The organism is Methylosinus sp. KRF6, assembly GCF_018887255.1.
GTDB classification, from domain to species: Bacteria; Pseudomonadota; Alphaproteobacteria; order Rhizobiales; family Beijerinckiaceae; genus Methylosinus; species Methylosinus sporium.
This window is the reverse complement of the sequence record NZ_JAHLJF010000001.1, coordinates 3006579-3024627: the sequence shown is the minus strand read 5'-3', so window position 1 is coordinate 3024627 and position 18049 is coordinate 3006579. Positions and strand designations below refer to the sequence as shown.

Annotated in this window: 17 protein-coding genes; 5 read left to right on the top strand and 12 right to left on the bottom strand. The window is 66.2% G+C overall.

Annotated elements, in window-relative coordinates; genetic code table 11:
• Nucleotides 1–37: 37 nt before the first annotated feature.
• The 4 genes from sseA to glnA all read left to right on the top strand — a co-directional run bounded on the left by sseA (nucleotide 38) and on the right by glnA (nucleotide 4361).
• Nucleotides 38–910, top strand: coding sequence for a 3-mercaptopyruvate sulfurtransferase (gene sseA, locus KP010_RS14405; protein ID WP_216280980.1), 873 nt, complete (start codon nucleotides 38–40; stop codon nucleotides 908–910).
• Nucleotides 911–1244: 334 nt separating this feature from the next.
• Nucleotides 1245–2264, top strand: a complete 1020-nt coding sequence (locus tag KP010_RS14400; RefSeq protein ID WP_142864603.1) for a glutamine synthetase beta-grasp domain-containing protein — start codon at nucleotides 1245–1247, stop codon at nucleotides 2262–2264.
• Nucleotides 2265–2513: 249 nt separating this feature from the next.
• Nucleotides 2514–2852: a P-II family nitrogen regulator gene (locus KP010_RS14395; RefSeq protein WP_108916135.1), complete on the top strand. Its 339-nt coding sequence runs from the start codon at nucleotides 2514–2516 to the stop codon at nucleotides 2850–2852.
• 99 nt (nucleotides 2853–2951) lie between these two features.
• Nucleotides 2952–4361: a type I glutamate--ammonia ligase gene (glnA, locus tag KP010_RS14390; RefSeq protein WP_108916136.1), complete on the top strand. Its 1410-nt coding sequence runs from the start codon at nucleotides 2952–2954 to the stop codon at nucleotides 4359–4361.
• Between the two features lie 255 nt (nucleotides 4362–4616).
• Here the strand turns inward: glnA and prfB are convergent.
• The 8 genes from prfB to KP010_RS14350 all read right to left on the bottom strand — a co-directional run bounded on the left by prfB (nucleotide 4617) and on the right by KP010_RS14350 (nucleotide 14757).
• Nucleotides 4617–5748 (bottom strand): peptide chain release factor 2 gene (gene prfB, locus KP010_RS14385; RefSeq protein ID WP_166140875.1). Its coding sequence is split into 2 segments (ribosomal slippage): nucleotides 4617–5678 and nucleotides 5680–5748, totalling 1131 coding nucleotides; the frame shifts between segments, so codons are not numbered across the junction.
• A 137-nt stretch (nucleotides 5749–5885) separates the two neighbouring features.
• Nucleotides 5886–7514, bottom strand: a complete 1629-nt coding sequence (locus tag KP010_RS14380) for a rhomboid family intramembrane serine protease (RefSeq protein ID WP_142864648.1) — start codon at nucleotides 7512–7514, stop codon at nucleotides 5886–5888.
• A 90-nt stretch (nucleotides 7515–7604) separates the two neighbouring features.
• Complete coding sequence (locus KP010_RS14375; RefSeq protein WP_142864649.1) at nucleotides 7605–9161, bottom strand: pyridoxal-dependent decarboxylase; 1557 nt, start codon at nucleotides 9159–9161, stop codon at nucleotides 7605–7607.
• A gap of 373 nt (nucleotides 9162–9534) precedes the next feature.
• Entirely contained in the window at nucleotides 9535–10224 is a 690-nt protein-coding gene (locus tag KP010_RS14370; protein ID WP_142864650.1) for a fumarylacetoacetate hydrolase family protein, read from the bottom strand.
• 10 nt (nucleotides 10225–10234) lie between these two features.
• Nucleotides 10235–11431: a DUF1624 domain-containing protein gene (locus KP010_RS14365; protein WP_142864651.1), complete on the bottom strand. Its 1197-nt coding sequence runs from the start codon at nucleotides 11429–11431 to the stop codon at nucleotides 10235–10237.
• Nucleotides 11432–11619: 188 nt separating this feature from the next.
• Nucleotides 11620–12585, bottom strand: a complete 966-nt coding sequence (locus tag KP010_RS14360) for an Hsp33 family molecular chaperone (RefSeq protein ID WP_142864652.1) — start codon at nucleotides 12583–12585, stop codon at nucleotides 11620–11622.
• A gap of 37 nt (nucleotides 12586–12622) precedes the next feature.
• Complete coding sequence (gene argF, locus KP010_RS14355; RefSeq protein WP_142864653.1) at nucleotides 12623–13573, bottom strand: ornithine carbamoyltransferase; 951 nt, start codon at nucleotides 13571–13573, stop codon at nucleotides 12623–12625.
• Nucleotides 13570–14757, bottom strand: a complete 1188-nt coding sequence (locus KP010_RS14350; RefSeq protein WP_142864670.1) for an aspartate aminotransferase family protein — start codon at nucleotides 14755–14757, stop codon at nucleotides 13570–13572. Before KP010_RS14350 ends, argF begins: the two co-directional genes overlap by 4 nt.
• Before the next feature lie 613 nt (nucleotides 14758–15370).
• Here KP010_RS14350 and KP010_RS14345 point away from each other — a divergent pair.
• Nucleotides 15371–15907: a GcrA family cell cycle regulator gene (locus KP010_RS14345; RefSeq protein WP_108916144.1), complete on the top strand. Its 537-nt coding sequence runs from the start codon at nucleotides 15371–15373 to the stop codon at nucleotides 15905–15907.
• A 15-nt stretch (nucleotides 15908–15922) separates the two neighbouring features.
• Here KP010_RS14345 and KP010_RS14340 read toward each other — a convergent pair whose 3' ends face one another.
• The 4 genes from KP010_RS14340 to pdxH form a co-directional block, all read right to left on the bottom strand.
• Nucleotides 15923–16429 (bottom strand): hypothetical protein, encoded by a 507-nt coding sequence (locus tag KP010_RS14340; protein WP_246660009.1) that lies wholly within the window; start codon nucleotides 16427–16429, stop codon nucleotides 15923–15925.
• A gap of 22 nt (nucleotides 16430–16451) precedes the next feature.
• Nucleotides 16452–16709, bottom strand: a complete 258-nt coding sequence (locus KP010_RS14335; protein WP_108916145.1) for a hypothetical protein — start codon at nucleotides 16707–16709, stop codon at nucleotides 16452–16454.
• Nucleotides 16710–16790: 81 nt separating this feature from the next.
• The gene (locus tag KP010_RS14330) at nucleotides 16791–17216 is read right to left on the bottom strand and encodes a TIGR02301 family protein (RefSeq protein ID WP_246660010.1); all 426 of its coding nucleotides are present in this window, start codon (nucleotides 17214–17216) and stop codon (nucleotides 16791–16793) included.
• Nucleotides 17217–17433: 217 nt separating this feature from the next.
• Nucleotides 17434–18042, bottom strand: a complete 609-nt coding sequence (gene pdxH, locus KP010_RS14325) for a pyridoxamine 5'-phosphate oxidase (RefSeq protein ID WP_142864655.1) — start codon at nucleotides 18040–18042, stop codon at nucleotides 17434–17436.
• Nucleotides 18043–18049: the final 7 nt, after the last annotated feature.

The following is an 18049-nucleotide window of genomic DNA, read 5'->3' as shown; positions in this document are numbered from 1 at the left end:
GGCAGGAGAACTGCCGGGATCGACAAGGAGAACCGCCATGCCGACAGCCGCTCCGAACATCGATCAAGAGACGCTGTTCGTCTCGACGCAATGGCTCGCCGATCATCTCCATGCGCCGGACGTCGTCATTTTCGACGCCTCCTGGCACATGCCGGCCGCCGGCCGAAACGCCCATGCGGAATATTTGGACGCCCATATTCCCGGCGCCGTTTTCTTCGACATAGACGCCATCGCCGACCATTCCACCGATCTGCCGCATATGCTGCCGGACCCGGTCGCCTTCTCCTCGGCGGTCCGCAAGCTCGGCCTCGGCGACGGAATGCGCGCGATCGTCTATGACAGTCTCGGCCTGTTCTCCGCGCCGCGCCTATGGTGGACCTTGCGCGTCTTCGGCGTCGCCGACGTCTCCGTCCTCGATGGCGGACTGCTGGCCTGGAAAGCGGAAGGACGTCCGCTCGAGCAGGGTGAGACACAACGCAAGCCGCGCCATTTCACCGCGCGCATGGATCACGCCCTCGTCGCCGACGCCGCCGATGTGACGCGCGCTCTGGCGGACGGCTCGGCGCAGGTGGTCGACGTGCGATCGGCGGAGCGTTTCGCGGGAAGCGTTCCCGAGCCGCGCCCGGGCCTGCGCGCCGGCCATATGCCCGGCGCGCTCAATCTGCCCTTCGGCAATCTCCTCGCCGATGGGCGCATGAAGCCGGCCGAGGCGCTGGCGGAGGCCTTCGCAAAGGCGCAGATCGACCCTGATCGGCCAGTGATCGCGAGCTGCGGCTCCGGCCTCACCGCCTCCATCCTCAGCCTGGCGCTGGCCGCCTCGGGACGTCGCCCGGCCACTGTCTATGACGGCTCCTGGTCGGAATGGGGCGCGCGCGCCGAGCTGCCCGTCGTCGTCGGCCCGGCCGGCTGAAACAGCCTCTGCGACAAAACAAGGCGATGAGCCTAATTCGGGGGCGCCGTCGCGAATGCCGGCGCCGCTCGACGATGCGCCGTCGGCTCGCGCGCGGCGCGGCGGAGCCTCGGCTGCAATCTACGTAAAAATACTGAAAAATAAGTCATTGCAAAAAACCGCGCGCGCCGATGACGGCGCGTCCTCCGCCCTGCGACGCCTGCCGATCGGGCTGAATTCGGCTTTGGCACGAGCCGTGCTGTGGCCCAGCGCCGTCGACGGCCTCGGCGAGACCGCCGACGAAGTCGAACGGCGCCGCTTCGAGCGTCGATCAAGGGTAAGGAGGCGAATAAAAATGCCCAAATACAAGCTCGAATATCTCTGGCTCGACGGCTACACGCCCGTGCCGAACCTCCGAGGCAAGACCCAGATCAAAGAATTCGAGAGCTTCCCGACGCTGGAGCAGCTCCCGCTGTGGGGCTTCGACGGCAGCTCGACCAAGCAGGCGGAGGGCAGAAGCTCGGACTGCGTTCTCAAGCCCGTCTCCGTCTTCCCGGACATCACCCGCACCAATGGCGCGCTGGTGATGTGCGAGGTGATGATGCCGGACGGCGTGACGCCGCATGCGTCCAACGCGCGCGCCACCATTCTCGACGATCCGGGCGCATGGTTCGGCTTCGAGCAGGAATATTTCTTCTATAAGAACGGCCGTCCGCTCGGCTTCCCCGAGGCGGGCTTCCCGGCCCCGCAGGGTCCCTATTACACCGGCGTCGGCTATAAGAATGTCGGCGACATCGCACGCCAGATCGTCGAGGAGCATCTCGACATCTGCCTCGCCGCCGGCATCAACCACGAAGGCATCAACGCCGAAGTGGCCAAGGGCCAGTGGGAATTCCAGATCTTCGGCAAGGGCTCCCGCAAGGCGGCCGACGAAATGTGGGTGGCGCGCTACATTCTGCTGCGTCTCGCCGAGAAATACGGCATCGACATCGAGTTCCACTGCAAGCCGCTCGGCGCCACGGATTGGAACGGCTCGGGTATGCACGCCAATTTCTCGACGAGCTACATGCGCGAAGTGGGCGGCAAGGCCTATTTCGAGCAGCTGATGAGCGCCTTCGAGAAGGCCAAGGACGATCACATCGCCGTCTATGGCCCGGACAATCACATGCGCCTGACCGGCCTGCACGAGACGGCGTCGATCCACACCTTCAGCTGGGGCGTGGCGGATCGCGGCGCGTCGATCCGCGTGCCGCACAGCTTCATCAAGAACGAATATAAGGGCTATCTGGAAGATCGCCGCCCGAACTCGCAAGGCGACCCCTACCAGATCGCCTCGCAGATTCTGAAAACCATCTCCACCGTGCCGACCCACTGAGGAGCCCGGCGTCGCTCCGAAACGCGCTTTCCGAAGCGCGAGCTTCGGGCGGCGCCTCCGAAGCCGGAGCGGGACATGCGAGCAGGCCGACCGCAGGCGACGCCCAGAATTTAGGCGTGGCCCGCGGTTGGCCGCACAATTTTATCCGTGGAACATTTTTGCAGCAAATGCTATGAGCCCCATCGGTTCCTCGGCCGGATCGAACTTGGATTTCGGCGCGAGGGACATGAGCGATGCGGGGAAAGGTGAATGAAGAAAATCGAGGCGATCATCAAACCCTTCAAGCTCGATGAAGTAAAAGAGGCGCTCCAGAGCGCCGGCCTGCAAGGCATTACTGTCACCGAGGCGAAGGGTTTCGGTCGCCAGAAGGGGCATACGGAACTCTATCGCGGCGCGGAATATGTGGTCGATTTTCTTCCCAAGGTGAAAATCGAGATCGTGCTCGCCGACGACGCGGTGGACAACGCCATCGAAGCCATCCGTAAAGCCGCGCAGACCGGACGCATCGGCGACGGAAAAATCTTCGTTTCGAATGTCGAAGGCGCCATCCGCATCCGCACGGGAGAGACCGGCGCGGACGCCATCTGATTTCGCCCGGATATCGCCGACGCCCCGCCGCCCCCCGGCATTCATTCTCGTCTCCCGCGCTGGACTCGACCGTCCACATCGAACTGAAGGCTCCACGACATGACCACGGCCAAGGACGTTCTCAAGCAGATCGCCGACAATGACGTAAAATATGTGGATTTCCGCTTCACGGATCCGCGCGGCAAGTGGCAGCACGTCACCTTCGACGTGTCGATCATCGACGAGGACGCGCTGAACGAAGGCATCATGTTCGACGGCTCCTCGATCGCCGGCTGGAAGGCGATCAACGAGTCGGACATGACTCTCCTGCCCGATCTCTCGACGGTCACGCACGACCCCTTCTTCGCCGCCTCCACCCTCTCCATCGTTTGCGACGTCGTCGAGCCCACCACCGGCCAGCCCTACAACCGCGACCCGCGCGGCATCGCCAAAAAGGCCCAGGCCTATCTGCAGTCGACCGGAATCGGCGACACCTCTTTCTTCGGTCCGGAAGCCGAATTCTTCGTCTTCGACGACGTGCGCTTCTCGACCGATCCCTACAACACCGGCTTCACCGTCGACTCCGTCGAGCTGCCCACCAATTCCGACACCGCCTATGAGGGCGGCAATCTCGGCCATCGCGTGCGCACCAAAGGCGGCTATTTCCCGGTTCCGCCGATCGACTCCGCCCAGGACATGCGCGGCGAAATGCTGGCGGCCATGGCGGCCATGGGCGTCGCCGTCGAGAAGCACCATCACGAGGTCGCTTCCGCGCAGCATGAGCTCGGTCTGAAATTCGCGACGCTCGTCACTGTCGCCGACCATCTGCAGATCTACAAATACGCCATTCATCAGGTGGCGCATTCCTACGGCAAGACGGCGACCTTCATGCCCAAGCCCGTCTATGGCGACAATGGCTCGGGTATGCACGTCCACCAGTCGATCTGGAAGGAAGGCAAGCCGGTGTTCGCCGGCGACAAATACGCCGGCCTCTCCCAGGAGTGCCTGTGGTATATCGGCGGCATCATCAAGCACGCCAAGGCGCTGAACGCCTTCACCAATCCGTCGACGAACTCCTATAAGCGCCTGGTTCCGGGCTTCGAGGCTCCGGTGCTGCTCGCCTATTCGTCGCGCAACCGCTCGGCCTCCTGCCGCATCCCCTTCGCGACCAGCCCGAAGGCGAAGCGCGTCGAGGTTCGCTTCCCCGATCCGACGGCTAATCCCTATCTCGCCTTCTCGGCCATGCTGATGGCCGGTCTCGACGGCATCGCCAACAAGATCGATCCGGGCGCGCCGTCCGACAAGGACCTCTACGACCTGCCGCCGGAGGAGCTGAAGGCGATCCCGACGGTCTGCGGCTCGCTGCGCGAGGCCCTCGACAGCCTGAAGGCCGATCACGCCTTCCTGACCGCCGGCGGCGTCTTCAACGAGGATTTCATCCTCTCCTACATCGACCTCAAATATCAGGACGTCTATCGCTTCGAGATGGCGCCGCATCCGGTCGAGTATGACATGTATTATTCCTACTGATCGCCTCGCGATCTTGTAGAAACGAAAGGGCGGCCGAGAGGCCGCCCTTTTTGTTTGTCGTATCGTCGAGAAACAAAAAACCTCGCCCTCATGCTGAGGAGGTCGCGAAGCGACCGTCTCGAAGCACGAGGGCGAGATCCAGTAGTCGGCCTGCTGAAGGTCACGCGCGTGAAGCTTCCTCGTCCTTCGAGACGCGGCCTTCGGCCGCTCCTCAGGATGAGGAAGCTTCAACCCATCGTCACTGCCGCCGACAGATTAATCGACGTCCTCGACCTTCTCCGGTCCGCCGCCGAGCACGCGCTGAGCGAGCGAGGCCTGCATGAAATCGTCGAGCTCGCCGTCCAGCACCTCGTCCGGCGTGCCGGAGGTGTGGCCGGTGCGCAAATCCTTCACCAGCTGATAGGGCTGCAGCACATAGCTGCGAATCTGATGGCCCCAGCCGATATCGGACTTCGACGCTTCAACGGCATTGGCCTCCGCCTCGCGCCTTTCCAGCTCCACCTCATAGAGGCGGGCGCGCAGCATGTTCCAGGCGGTGGCGCGGTTCTTGTGCTGCGAGCGCTCCGCCTGACAGGCGACGACGATGCCGGACGGAATATGGGTGATGCGAATGGCCGAGTCCGTCGTGTTGACGTGCTGGCCGCCCGCGCCGGACGAGCGATAAGTGTCGATGCGGCAATCGGATTCGTTGATCTGAATGTCGATCTTGTCGTCGATGACCGGATAGACCCAGACCGAGGCGAAGCTCGTGTGCCGCCGCGCATTAGAGTCGAAGGGCGAGATGCGCACGAGACGATGCACGCCCGATTCGGTCTTGGCCCAGCCATGGGCGTTCATGCCCTTGACCAGCAGCGTGGCCGATTTGATGCCGGCCTCGTCGCCGGCCGTCTCCTCGATCACCTCGACCTTGAACTTCTTGCGCTCCGCCCAGCGGGCGTACATGCGGAACAGCATTCGCGCCCAGTCGCAGCTCTCTGTGCCGCCGGCGCCCGAATGCACCTCGATGAAAGTGTCGTTGCCGTCGGCCTCGCCCGAGAACAGCGCCTCGATCTGGCGCTCGCGCGATTCCTTCAGCAGCGCCACGAGCTGCGCGATCCCTTCCTTCTCGGTGTCGGCGTCATTCTCGGCCTCGCCGAGCTCGACGAGGGTGATGGCGTCCTCGAGGTCGCGGTCGAGCCGCGCGATGGAGGAGAGCTGATCCTCGAGCTGGGTGCGCTCGCGCATGATCTTCTGCGCGGCTTCGGCGTCGTTCCAGAGATCGGGGTCCTCGACCCTGGCGTTCAGCTCGGCGAGACGTCGCGTTGAAGTCTCGACGTCAAAGATGCCTCCTCAGCAGTCCCATGGACTGCTCGATCTGTTCTTTCAGCGCAAGCGGCTCGGCGCGCATGTCTCTCATCCCTTTTGGGCTCAGGGCCGGCGGCCCGAGGCCGGAGGTATTAGAGCAAGACGCGCAAAAGATGAAGCCCCGGCGGAAGCGCGGCGCCGGCCGGCCGCGACGACGGCGCCAAACGGCGCCGTTCACGGTCAGGGACAGAGCCCGGTCGATTTGCGGTAATTCGCGAGAGAATCCGGCAGCGCCGACGCGCATATCGGCGCGGCGATGTTGCGCGCCTGCTGCGGCTGTCCATCGTGGAGCAGCGCAGCGAGCATCAGCCGGACACGCGCCTCCATATGGTTCAAAACGGGGATGGTCAGCGCCTGCTTATCGGCGAGCGCTTCGCGCAATTCCTTTTGCGCCGCGGCTGCCGATCCATGATCGATCAGCCAGGCCGCGTGCGCGAGACGCGCGCGCGGGTCGCGCGGATGGCGCGCGAGCGTCGCAGCAGCGCCCGCCTTGGCCTTTTCCCAATCGGCAGGAAAGTCGGGAGCGAGAAGTTGGACTTGCGCGAGGCGCGGCGGGATGAGCGTTGCGGAGCCGAGCGCGACGGCGAAGAAAGCCGCGGCGAGCGCCGCCGGCAATTTGTCGAATGCCGGCCGCGGCCGATCGATCGGCCAGAGCGGCAAAAGCGCCAGCCCGCAGAGCAAGCCGCCGGCCGCGCCGCCGAAATGCGCGGCATAATCGATATGCGCGCCGTGACTGATCGAAACGAGCGGCAGCAAGGAGGGCAGCAGAATCTGAAACGAGCCGGTCAGGAGATTGTTGCGCTCCGGCCCCGGCGGAAAGCGAAAGCTCGCAACCGCGGTCGCCGCGAACAGAGCCACGACGCCGCCGGACGCGCCGACGCCGACGATATCCGGCGGATTGACGAAGATGGAGGCCGTCGAGCCGGCCAGCGCGCCGACGCAGAAAACGCCGGCGAACCAGGCCGCCCCGACGAGGCGCTCCAATTGCGAGCCGGCCGCGATCAGCGCGACGACATTGAGCAGCAGATGAAACAACCCGCCATGCAGCAGCGGCGCGGTGAACAATCGCCACCATTCGCCGTCGCGAACAACGGCGAGCGACGAGCCGCCCATGGCGACCAGAGTTCCGACTGCCGGCGTGATGGCGTCCGTCGCCGGAAAGGGCGCGAAGGCCAGCTCGCAGGCGAAGATCGCAGCGAGAACGACCGCGAGCGCAATCGAGAAATAAGGCGCGACGAGCGCGACTTTCGGCTCGGCGGGCGCGCTCTCGCGCGCGAGCGCCGCCGCTTCCGGCGTCTGCTGCGCCTTGGCCTCCTCCACTCTCGCCGCGACGAACATCGTCAATTTGTCCGGCTCGACGTCCAACATGGAGAGCGTAAAAACGATCTCGCGGCTGCGCCAACCGAAAAGTCCCCCGAGCCACGCTAAAAATCCGGCGCGCTCCAGCCGATCCGCGGCGACCGGATAGAGAGTGAGATGCAAGAGTTTCTGATTGTTGGCGACGCTCGTATAGATATTTTGCACGTCGCCCCAGGAAACCGGGCCGCTCACGATCGAGGGGCTGGAGAAATCGCGATCCGTGAGAATGAAGGCGGGCTTTCGCGCCTGGATCAGCTGCCAGAGCGCGGCCAGCACGCAGAGAGCGGAAAAGGCGAGAACCAGCACGCCCGCCGCGAGGCCGTGACGTTCGTCCGGGTGAAGCGTCATGAAGACGCCGCCTGCGGTGAAGACCAGGCTGCCGACGAAGATCAGCAAAAGCTTTTTGGTCGCACGCCGGATCTCGACGCGCGTGGATTGTTCGACCGTCATGAAATACACTCGCCGCTATATAGATGTGACGTCGGCGTAAGCTTAGCCGAAATATCTCGGGCCGCCTAGACGGCGGACTCGCGGCTTCCGTCAATCCTGCGACAGCGGCTCGCCGTCCTCGCGCGGCGCCGGCAGCGGCTCCAGCGGCGGCTCGCCCCTCGCCCGCTGCGCGGCGCGCTCCAGCATCTGCATGAAGGCGTCTATGTCCTCCTCGCGCGTGCGGTGATTGAAGATCGCCGCGCGAATCGTCGGATGGCCGTCAAGCAGCGTCAGCGACGGCGCCGCCTCGCCGCTCTCATGCAGCTCCATCACGATCTCGCGATTGAGGCGGCCACTCTCGTCGTCGTCCTTCACGCCGAAGCAGACGACATTGAGCGCCACCGGCGCGCGCATCTCGAAGGCGCCGGAAGCTTCGATGTGGCCGCGCAGCCGCTGAGCCAGAACGCAGCTTTTCTCTATGCAGGCGCCGAGACGCTCCGTCCCGAACACCTCTATCGTGAACCAGGTCTTCAGCGCGCGAAAGCCGCGCGAGAGATCGGCGCCGAGATCGCAGGGCCAAATCTCGCCCGCCGCCAGCCCGCGCGGCGCGCGCGTGAGATAGGCGGCGTTGGCGGCGAAGGCGCGGCGGTGGACTTCCGGGTCGCGCACCAGGAAGAAGCCCGCATCATAGGGGACATGCAGCCATTTGTGGAAATCGAAGGCGATGGAATCGGCGCGCTCGAGGCCCTTCACCAGCGGCTTCAGCGCCGGCGAGAGAACGGCGAGCGCCCCGAAGGCGCCGTCTATGTGGAACCAGAGATCTTCCGCCTCGGCGATATCCGCGAGCGCGTCGAGATCGTCGATCGCGCCCGTGTCGACCGAGCCGGCCGTGCCGACGACGAGAAACGGATGCAGCCCGGCGGCGCGATCCTCGGCGATGGCGCGCTTCAGCTCGTCCACGCGCAGCGAGCGGGCGCCGTCCGATTCGATGAGCCGCAAATGGCGCGCGCCGAGGCCGGCGAGCTCCATCGCCTGCCGCACGCAATTATGCGCCTCGCGCGAGGCATAGGCGACGAGCTGTTCCTCGAGCGCCTTCAACCCGTTCTTGCGCACATTCTTCTCGCCCAGCGCATGTTCGCGCGCGACCAGCAGCGAGAGGAAATTGGCGATCGACGTGCCGGTGACGAAGACGCCGCTGGCGTCCGAAGGAAAGCCGAAAGCCTCCGCCATCCAGGCGGCGATCTGCCGCTCGACATCGAGCGCGATATGATTGCGGCCGCCGCAATTGGAGTTGAGCCCGGCCGCGAGCATTTCCGCGACCATGCCGACCGGCGTGCCCGCCCCCTGCGCCCAGCCCATGAACAGCGGATGGATATTGCCATTGGCGTAGGGCTGGATGAAACGCTCGAAATCCGCGAGGGCGGCCGAAAGGCCCCGGCCCTCGGCCGGCAGCGGGCGCCGGAAGCGCTCGCGCGCCTCGGTGGAGGGCTCGCGCCAGACCGGCCGCTCGCGCAGCGTCGCGAGATGGTCGATCATCTGGTCGAGCGCGCGATGGCTCTCGGCGCGAAACGCCTCCCAATCCGTCGGATCGAGATCCGCGGGCGAGGCGTCGGCGGGCGCCGGGACGGCCGCGCCGATCGACTTCGGCGGCCGCTGTGAGTGGTTCATTCCCGCTTCATCCCCGGGAGCTTCGTAAGTGGGACGGACTAATCAGCTTTCGCGCTGCGAAGCAATGAAGCAATATCGCCGCCGGAAACGGCGCGGCGCGGCGACCCTCCCGCTCGAGGACGATCGGATTCACTGCGGCCGTCCTGGCCGGGCTTGTCCCGGCCATCCACGCCAAGCAGCTGAGATACCCAAAGAAATGGCCCGCCATCGACGGATTCGTCCCCCGGCGGGCGCCGGCGGAGCTTCGGCGTCACGCGAAATTTCCGAGACGCCTCGGCGCACGGTGGCGTGGATGGCCGGGACAAGCCCGGCCATGACGCAGCGGTGGCGAAGAAGAGCCGCGGTGGCGAAGAAGAAACGTGCATTCATAAACTTACGCCACCGTCAGCGCGACCGTCCCGACGCCCTCGATCTCGCCCGTCACATGGTCGCCCGCGACGATCGGCCCGACGCCGGCCGGCGTGCCGGTGAAGATGAGATCGCCCGCCTCGAGCCGCACAAAGGCCGACAGGATCGCCACGATCTCGGCGACGCTCCAGATCATTTCGGAGAGATCGGCGTCCTGCCGCACGGCGCCGTTGACGGCGAGGCTTATGCGCCCGGCGGCCGGATGGCCGATGCGCGCGGCCGGGGCCAGCGCCCCGAGCGGGGCGGAATTGTCGAAGCCTTTGGAGAGGTCCCAGGGCCGGCCGGCCTTGCGCGCCTCGCTCTGCAGATCGCGGCGGGTCAAGTCGATCCCCGCCCCATAGCCGAACACATGGGCGAGCGCATCCGCCCGCGCTATGTCCGCCCCGCCGCTTCCGATCGCTGCGACCAGCTCGATCTCGTGGTGAAGGTCCGAGGTGCGCGGCGGATAGGGGATGGTCGCGCCACTGGCGACGACGGCGTCGGCGGGCTTGGTAAAAAAGCACGGCTGCTCGCGCGAGGGGTCCTTGCCCATTTCCCGCGCATGAGCGGCGTAATTCTGCCCGACGCAGAAAATACGCCGCACCGGAAAGCGCCGCGCGTCTCCCGCTATGGCGAGCGAGGCCGGCGCCGGCGGCGGAAACAAAAATTCGCTCATCGCGCTCCCCTCACAAATAGCTCAGCCACCAGTCGCGCCGCCGCCGCTTGACGCCGGCGAACCAGACGCAGGCGGGATAGATCGCCGCCATGATCAGCATCCACATGACATAGGCGCCGGCGAGGCCGAGGCCGTAATTCTCGGGCGGCGGGCCGCCGCTCTCGAGGCCTTTCAGATCGACGCCCTTGGCGAGGGCGACGATGAGAGCGGCGACGAGAATGACATAGAGATGCAGCACATAGGCGAAGAGCGGAACGCGGCCGAATGTGGCCAGCACGCGCCCCACGGCGCCGCCCGCCCGCTCCAACGCCGGCAGCAGCAGCAGGCCGACGCCGAGCGTGACCAGCGCATAATGCAGCGAGGGCGGATATTTGCTGACATTGAGGAAGGAGAGCGCGGTTCTGGCGCTGTCGGGATAGGTCAGCCAGAGCCGCGCGTCGCCATAGACGCCGGCGAAGCGCAAGGCGGCGAATCCCGCGAGAAAGGCGATGCCGAGCGCGACGAACGCCCGCGTCCGACGCTCGTGCGGCCACAGGAAGATCGGCGCGAGCCCATAGCCGAGCGCGATGACGCCGATCCAGGGCAGCACGGGATAATAGACCTGGCCGCTGAGGCCGAAAGGCAGCGGCCCTTTCTCGTGCAGCACATTCCATAAGGGCGCGAGATCGCCCAATTGCGCCGCGTGAACGCCGTCGAAGAGATTGTGCAGGAGAAGGATCGCCGCGCCGATCGCCAGCACGGCCCGCGTCGGCAGAGAGACGAGCGCCGAAAGCGCGATCATGCCGCAGCCGATCGCCCACAGAGTCCCGAGCTCGATCGCGCCCGAGCCGACCGTCCACACCGGGCTGACGACGAAAATATCGAGCAGGATCAGCCATAGCCCGCGCGTCCACAGAAAGCGCGCGCTCTCGCTGCGATCCGCGAGCGAGAGACCGTGCAGATAGGCGGAGACGCCGGCGAGAAAGGTGAAGGTCGGCGCGCAGAAATGCGTGACGAAGCGCGTGAGGAACAGCGCCGGATAGGTGTGGTCGAGATCGGTCGGATCGAAACGCAGCGCATCGGCGTCGAAGAAATCGCGCACATGGTCCAGCGCCATGACGATGATGACCAGCCCGCGCAGGCGATCGATGGAGAGGAGACGCGCGCGGGCGGGGAGCGAGACATGCTCGCGCGTTGCGCTCGGGGCTTCGTCCAGCATGATCGTCATGACGTGTCTCCGATCGTCGACGGCCGAAAATTCGTCGCATGAAACAGCGGCCACACCCTCCCCTTCAGGGAGAGGGTCGGCCTGCGAAGCAGGACGGGGTGGGGTGAACATCCCCAGTCTGCGGGCGTCACCCCCTCCCGAGCGCCTTCGGCGCTCGACCTCCCCCCTCGAGGGGGAGGTGGGGCGCGCTAATCGAAATCGACCGGATCGAACTCGCGCAGCGTGCGGCAGAATTCGCAGGTCACGCCGATGCGGCCATTGTCGCCGATCATGTCATGGCGATCCTGCGGCGTGAAGCTGCGCAGCATATTGGCGATGCGATCGGTCGAGCAGCGGCAGGATTCGACGATCTCGCGCGTCGGATAGACGGTGACGCCGCGCTCGTGAAACAGCGAATAGAGCAGGCGCTCGCCCGAAAAGCCCGGATCGACGAGCTCATGATCCTGCGTCGTCGCCGCCAGCGACAGGCCTTCCACCCAAGCGTCGTCCTCGCCCTCTTCCGGCAGGCCCGCGCTTTCGGGCGCGTCGCCGGGGTCGAGATCGCGCGGGCGCAAAGGCGCCTCGGGCAGATATTGCAGCAGCAAGCCGCCCGCGCGCCAGCTGCGGCCGGCGGGCGTCACGCTCTCGGCGACGGCGAGACGCACATAGCTCGGGATCTGCTCGGACTGGCGGAAATAGCGATGCGCCGCCTCGGCGAAGCCGTCGCCCTCCAGCGGCACCACGCCTTGATAGCGCGCGGCGTCGCGGTCCCGCTCCATCGTCAGCGCCAGATGGCCCTGGCCGATGAGCGCGCCCGGGCTCATGCCGGCGAGAATGCGGCTCTCGTCATAGCGCGCGAAGCCGCGCAGCTTTCCCGGCGCGTCGAAATCGACGACGATCATATCGACCGGCCCATCGCTGCGCGTCTGCAATTGAAAACGCCCATGCGACTCGATGAGCGAGCCGAGCAGCGCCGTCAGCGCCGCCGCCTCGCCGAGCAGGCGCGCCACGGCGGGCGGATAATCATAATGGGTGAGAATGGAATTCACCGCCGGCCCGAGCCGCACCAGACGCCCGCGCAGATCGAGCGGCTCGACGGCGAAGGGAAGCAGATTGTCGTCCTCGGCGAAGGGTGACGCCGGCCGGACGTTGGCCTCGTCCGCCCGCCCGATCATCTGCTCGCCTGTTCGTTCAATTTGCGCGCATGTGCGTTCATGGCGAGCCCGCTCCGAACACCCAGGCGAGCACGCCCTTTTGCGCGTGAAGTCGGTTTTCCGCCTCGTCGAAGACGACCGATTGCGGGCCGTCGATGACCTCGTCGGTCACTTCCTCGCCGCGATGCGCCGGCAGGCAATGCATGAAGATCGCGTCCTTATTCGCCGCGTCCATCAGCTTGGCGTTCACCTGGAAAGGCGAGAGCAGCGCATGGCGGCGCGCCTCCTCCTCCTCGTCGCCCATCGACACCCAGCAGTCGGAGATGACCGCGTCGGCGCCGGCGACGGCCTCGAAAGGATCGGCGGTCAGATTCATCCGCACGCCATTGGCGCGCGTCCAGGCGATGAGCTCCTCGCTGGGCGCGAATTCCTTCGGCGTCGCGACATTGATGGTGAAATCGAAAGGCTTGGCCGCATGGACCCAGCTCGCCAGCACATTATTGGCGTCGCCGGTCCAGGCCACTGTGCGCCCCTTTATGGGGCCGCGACGCTCTTCGAAAGTCAGCACATCGGCCATCACCTGGCAGGGATGCGAGAGCTTGGTGAGCCCATTGACCACAGGCACGCTGGAAAAACGCGCGAGCTCAGTGAGATCGTCATGCGAGAGAATGCGGATGACGATGGCGTCGACGAAGCGCGACAGCACGCGGGCGGTGTCCGCTATGGTCTCGCCGCGGCCGAGCTGCATCTCCTGTCCCGTCAGCATGATGGTCTCCCCGCCGAGCTCGCGCATGGCGAGATCGAAGGAGACGCGCGTGCGGGTCGAGGGCTTGTCGAAGATCATCGCCAGCGTCTTGCCGGCCAGCGGCTGGAAGCTCGAGCGCGCGCCGCGCACGCGCGCCGCCTTGATGGCGGCGGCGGTGTCGAGAATGCGTCGCAGCTCCGCGGCCGGAACTTGCGAAATATCGAGGAAGTGACGGACTCCCGTCACCGGCGTATGGGCGGTCATCGCGCAGCTCCTGCGCTCTCGAGCTTCACACAAGCGGCGTCGAGCCGCCGCGCGGCCTCGGCGAGCTCGCTCTCGCCGATGATGAGCGGCGGCAGCAGGCGCACGACATTGTCGCTCGCCGGAATGGTGAGCAGCCTGGCCTCGCGCGCCGCGGCGGCGAACTCGACATTGGGAACGCGCGTCTTGAGGCCGAACATCAGCCCCTCGCCGCGCACGCTCTCGATGATGGCGGAATGGCGATCCTCGAGTTCGGCGAGCTTTTGACGAAAGAGCACGCCGAGGCCGGCGACGCGCTCGATGAAACCCGGCTCCAGCACGACGTCCAGCACGGCGTTGCCGACCGCGGTGGCGAGCGGATTGCCGCCATAGGTGGAGCCATGCGCGCCGACGGTCATGCCCTTGCCGGCCTCCGCCGTGGCGAGACAGGCGCCGAGCGGAAAGCCTCCGCCTATGCCTTTGGCCAGAGCGGCGATATCCGGCGTCACGCCGGAATGCTCGACCGCGAGGAAACGGCCGGTGCGGCCGATCCCGGTCTGCACCTCGTCGACGATGAGCAACAAGCCGAGCTCGTCGCAGAGCTCGCGCAGGCCGGCCAGGAAGCGCGGCGGAGCCGCGCGCACGCCGCCCTCGCCCTGGATCGGCTCCAGCAGCACGCCGGCCGTCTGCGGGCCGACGAGCGCGCGCACGGCTTCGAGATCGCCATAGGGGGCCTGATCGAAGCCGTCGGTCGGCGGGCCGAAGCCGTCGAGATATTTGGGATTGCCGCCGGCGGCGATGGTCGCCAGCGTGCGGCCGTGGAAGGCGCCCTCGAAAGTGATGAGGCGGTAACGCTCCGGCCGGCCTTCCACAGCATGGAATTTCCGCGCCGTCTTGATCGCGCATTCGACCGCCTCGGCGCCCGAATTGGTGAAGAAGACGAGATCCGCGAAAGTCGCCTGGACGAGGCGGCGGGCGAGGCGCTCGGCCTCCGGAATCTGAAAGAGATTGGAGACGTGCCAGGGCTTCGCCGCAGCGGCGGAAAGCGTTCCGACGAGATGCGGATGGCCATGGCCGAGCGAATTGACCGCGACGCCGGCGCCGAAGTCGAGATAGCGCTCGCCGTCGCTGGCCGTGAGCCAGGCGCCCTCGCCCCGCTCGAAAGCGAGATCGGCCCGCGCATAAGTCGGAAACAGCGCCGAAACCACCTGGCGTCTCCCCTCGGAGAGACCCCGCTCGCAGGCGCCGCGGACAGCGCCGGACCCATGCAGCGAGGGTCTATGCAGCGAGGGTCTGAAAATCAAAGTGCCGCCCTTCGGGGGCGGCAGCTTTCTCATGGAAACATTCTAGGTCCTCCCCTTGCGCCGGTCAAATCCGTTTCGCCGTGGCGGACGGCGCCGAGACTGCGGCGAAAGGACGGCGCTGGAAGGGCGGCGATCGTCGAGCGCCGGGGCCGCCCCGCAAAAGACCCGCGACGAGGATTGCGACGAGGCTCGCGACGCGCCTCTCGAAAAGACGTTGGCGCGTGGCGAAATGCGGCGTCATACGTGAAATTCCATGCGATGCGACGCCCATAGTGAGTCTTTCGCGCAACACCGGCGCGGAATGATCGGCATTAGCTTGTGGGGAACGCCGTTTCGCTTGCCAGGGACTCTTGCGCGTGATTCAACTGGTAGAGTAGCGTTCGCGTCATCGCCCACGATATCTCGTGTGGCGCCTTCAATCGAGTGTGTGGTGCGTCTTGTCGACTCCGGCTTCGCCGGTTGCGCGAACGTTCGCCGATTCTCTCGGCTGAAGCCGGCTTAATCGAGGAGGACCTTTATGTCCTGGACCGACGAGCGCGTCGAGATGCTGCGCAAGCTCTGGAACGACGGCCTCAGCGCCAGTCAGGTGGCGGCCGAGATCGGCGCTGGCATCACGCGCAACGCCGTCATTGGTAAAATCCATCGTCTCGGCCTCGCCCAGCGCGCCAAGACGCCCCTGGCGGCGCGTCCGCGCGTCGCGAAACCACAACGTCCGCAGGCGCCTCCGGCGCGCGTGCATCACGGCCATGCGCCGGCCGTCATCGGCAATGTGGCGCTCGCCCTCGCGCCGCGCGCATTGGTGATGCCGGACGCCCGGCCGCAAGAGGAAGTCGTCATTCCAATGTCCGAACGCGTCACGCTGATGGAGCTCCGAGAGTCGATGTGCCGTTGGCCGATCGGCGATCCGACCTCCCCGGAGTTTCGCTTCTGCGGCGCGAAATCGCCGGGCGGCGGCGGCCCCTATTGCGGCTATCATTCGCAGATCGCCTATCAGCCCGTGCAGGATCGCCGCCGCGCGCGCGATCAGCTGCGCTCCGCCGCGCGTCTCGCCTGAGACGCGTTCGCAATATCAATCCGCGTTCCAGAAATAGTGCCAGACGCCATCCGCGCCGACGCCGATCCGCATCACCTTGGGACGGCCGTCGGCATTGGACGCCGCAAGATCGGCAAAGCGCACGCAGGCCCATAGCGCGAGCGCTTCCTCCTCACTCGCCGGCGGCGCCGGACGCCGCGCGGAAGCCGGCCATTCATAGCTCTCGAACGGCCCGCGCGTGATGCGCAGAAAAGGCTGCGACAAGACGGCGCGCGCGATGGAGAGCATCTCGCGGCCCGCGCGGTCGAAAGAGAGCGACTTCAAGGTTTCGATCGGATCGGCGCCCGCCGGCCGCCGCGCGCCGCGCTCGAACAAGGGGCGCAGCTCGTTCCAGTCGATGGGAATGCGCAGCGCCTCTATGTCGCCGGTCGCGCAGGCGGCGAGGATCTTCTCGCGCAACGCCCGCGCCGGCGCGGGCAGAGCGGCAAGATCGCGCATCGGCTCGGAGAGGGTTTCGACCGCGGCTCTGCTCGGCTTTTTCACACGCGCGCTCTGCGGGGTGCGCTCAATGGCGCAGGCCGCTCGAGAATTCGCCGTCGCGCAGGCGGCGCGGCAGGCGCTCCACGAATACCGCGACCTCCTCCTCGCCATAGGTGGCGACCAGCTCGTGCAGCGCCGCGGAGAGCGCCACATAAGCGAAGGAATCGCCTTCTATCCCGGCGAGCGCGGCTTCCGCGAAAGCCTCGGCGAGATAGGCGAGCGCCACGCGCCGTTGCTCGGAGCCGGCGACGTCGTCCAATGTGGAGGAAGGAAAGCCCGTCATGTGAACCACTCTAATCAACGGCGGCCGAACGCGCGAGACGTGTCCTTGCCGGAGGGTTAACGCCCTTGCGCGTATCCGACGTCAGGAATTACCGTAGCGATAGGCGATGTCATGGGCGATGCGGCCGCCCTCGTCGAGATAGCGCGAGATCGCCGAGCGCGCATTGGGCGTGCAGGAGCGATAGGTCGTCTCATAGCCGCGAAAGCCGCGATTGAAGGCGCCCGTCAGCTTCGACCGCCGCTGCCCTGTCTTGGCCTCCGCCTCCAGCAGCGCGCTCATTTTGACGCGCCAATCCTCGCCGTCTTCCGGGCCGCAGAGATCGCGCAGATAGGAGAGCGCCCCCAAAATCTCGGAAAGTCGCAGCAATTGCGGCTCGTAGGGCGGCGGCGGCCCTTCGGCGGCGGATGGCGGCGCGGCGGACTGCGCCGGAAGCTGCTTGCCCGCCTGAGGCGTTTTCGCCGCGTTCTTTTTCTTCGGCTTGGGCTGCGGCGACGCTTGCTCGATCACGCGCGGTGCTGAATGCTGCTGGCCCCAGCCGAACAGACTTTGAAGGAAATCCTGGGCCCGGGCCGGCGAAGCGAAAGCGCAACAGAGCGCGAGCGGAACGGCGAGCCTGAAGGCTCGCGGTCCGAGCCGCGACTTGGACCGCGAGCCTTCAGGCTCGCTCGCCCGGACACATCCACCATCTGACCAGCGTCTCATCGCTTCGCCGCTTTCTTAGACGTCAAGGATAGAGCCGCGACTTGGCCCAGCCGGCCCCGTCGCGCGAAAATTGCACGCGCTCATGCAGGCGGAAAGGCCGATCCGCCCAGAATTCGAGCGCGACCGGAACGATCCGATAGCCGCGCCAATGCGGCGGCCGCGGCACCTCGCCGAGCCCGAAACGCGCGGCCTGAAAAGCGACCGCCTTCTCGAGCGCGAAACGGCTCTCCAGCGGCTGCGACTGGCGGCTGGCCCAGGCGCCGATGCGGCTGTCGCGCGGGCGGCTGGCGAAATAGGCGTCGGCCTCGGCCTCGGACACGAGCTCGACCGGACCGCGCAGCCGCACCTGACGGCGCAGCGATTTCCAGTGGAAAAGCGCCGCCGCCTTCATCGTGGCGGCGAGCTCGCGGCCCTTGGCGCTCTCGGCGTTGGTATAGAAGGTGAAGCCGGATTCGCCCCAATCCTTCATCAGAACCATTCGGGAATCCGGCAGGCCGGTCTCGTCCACAGTGGAGAGCGCCATCGCTTCGGGAACGTCGGGCTCGCTCGCCTTCGCCGCTTCGAACCATTCGCCGAACAATGCGTAGGGCTCGGAGGCCTCGCAGAAGTCACTCTGTGTTAACTCCTTCACGGGAAAA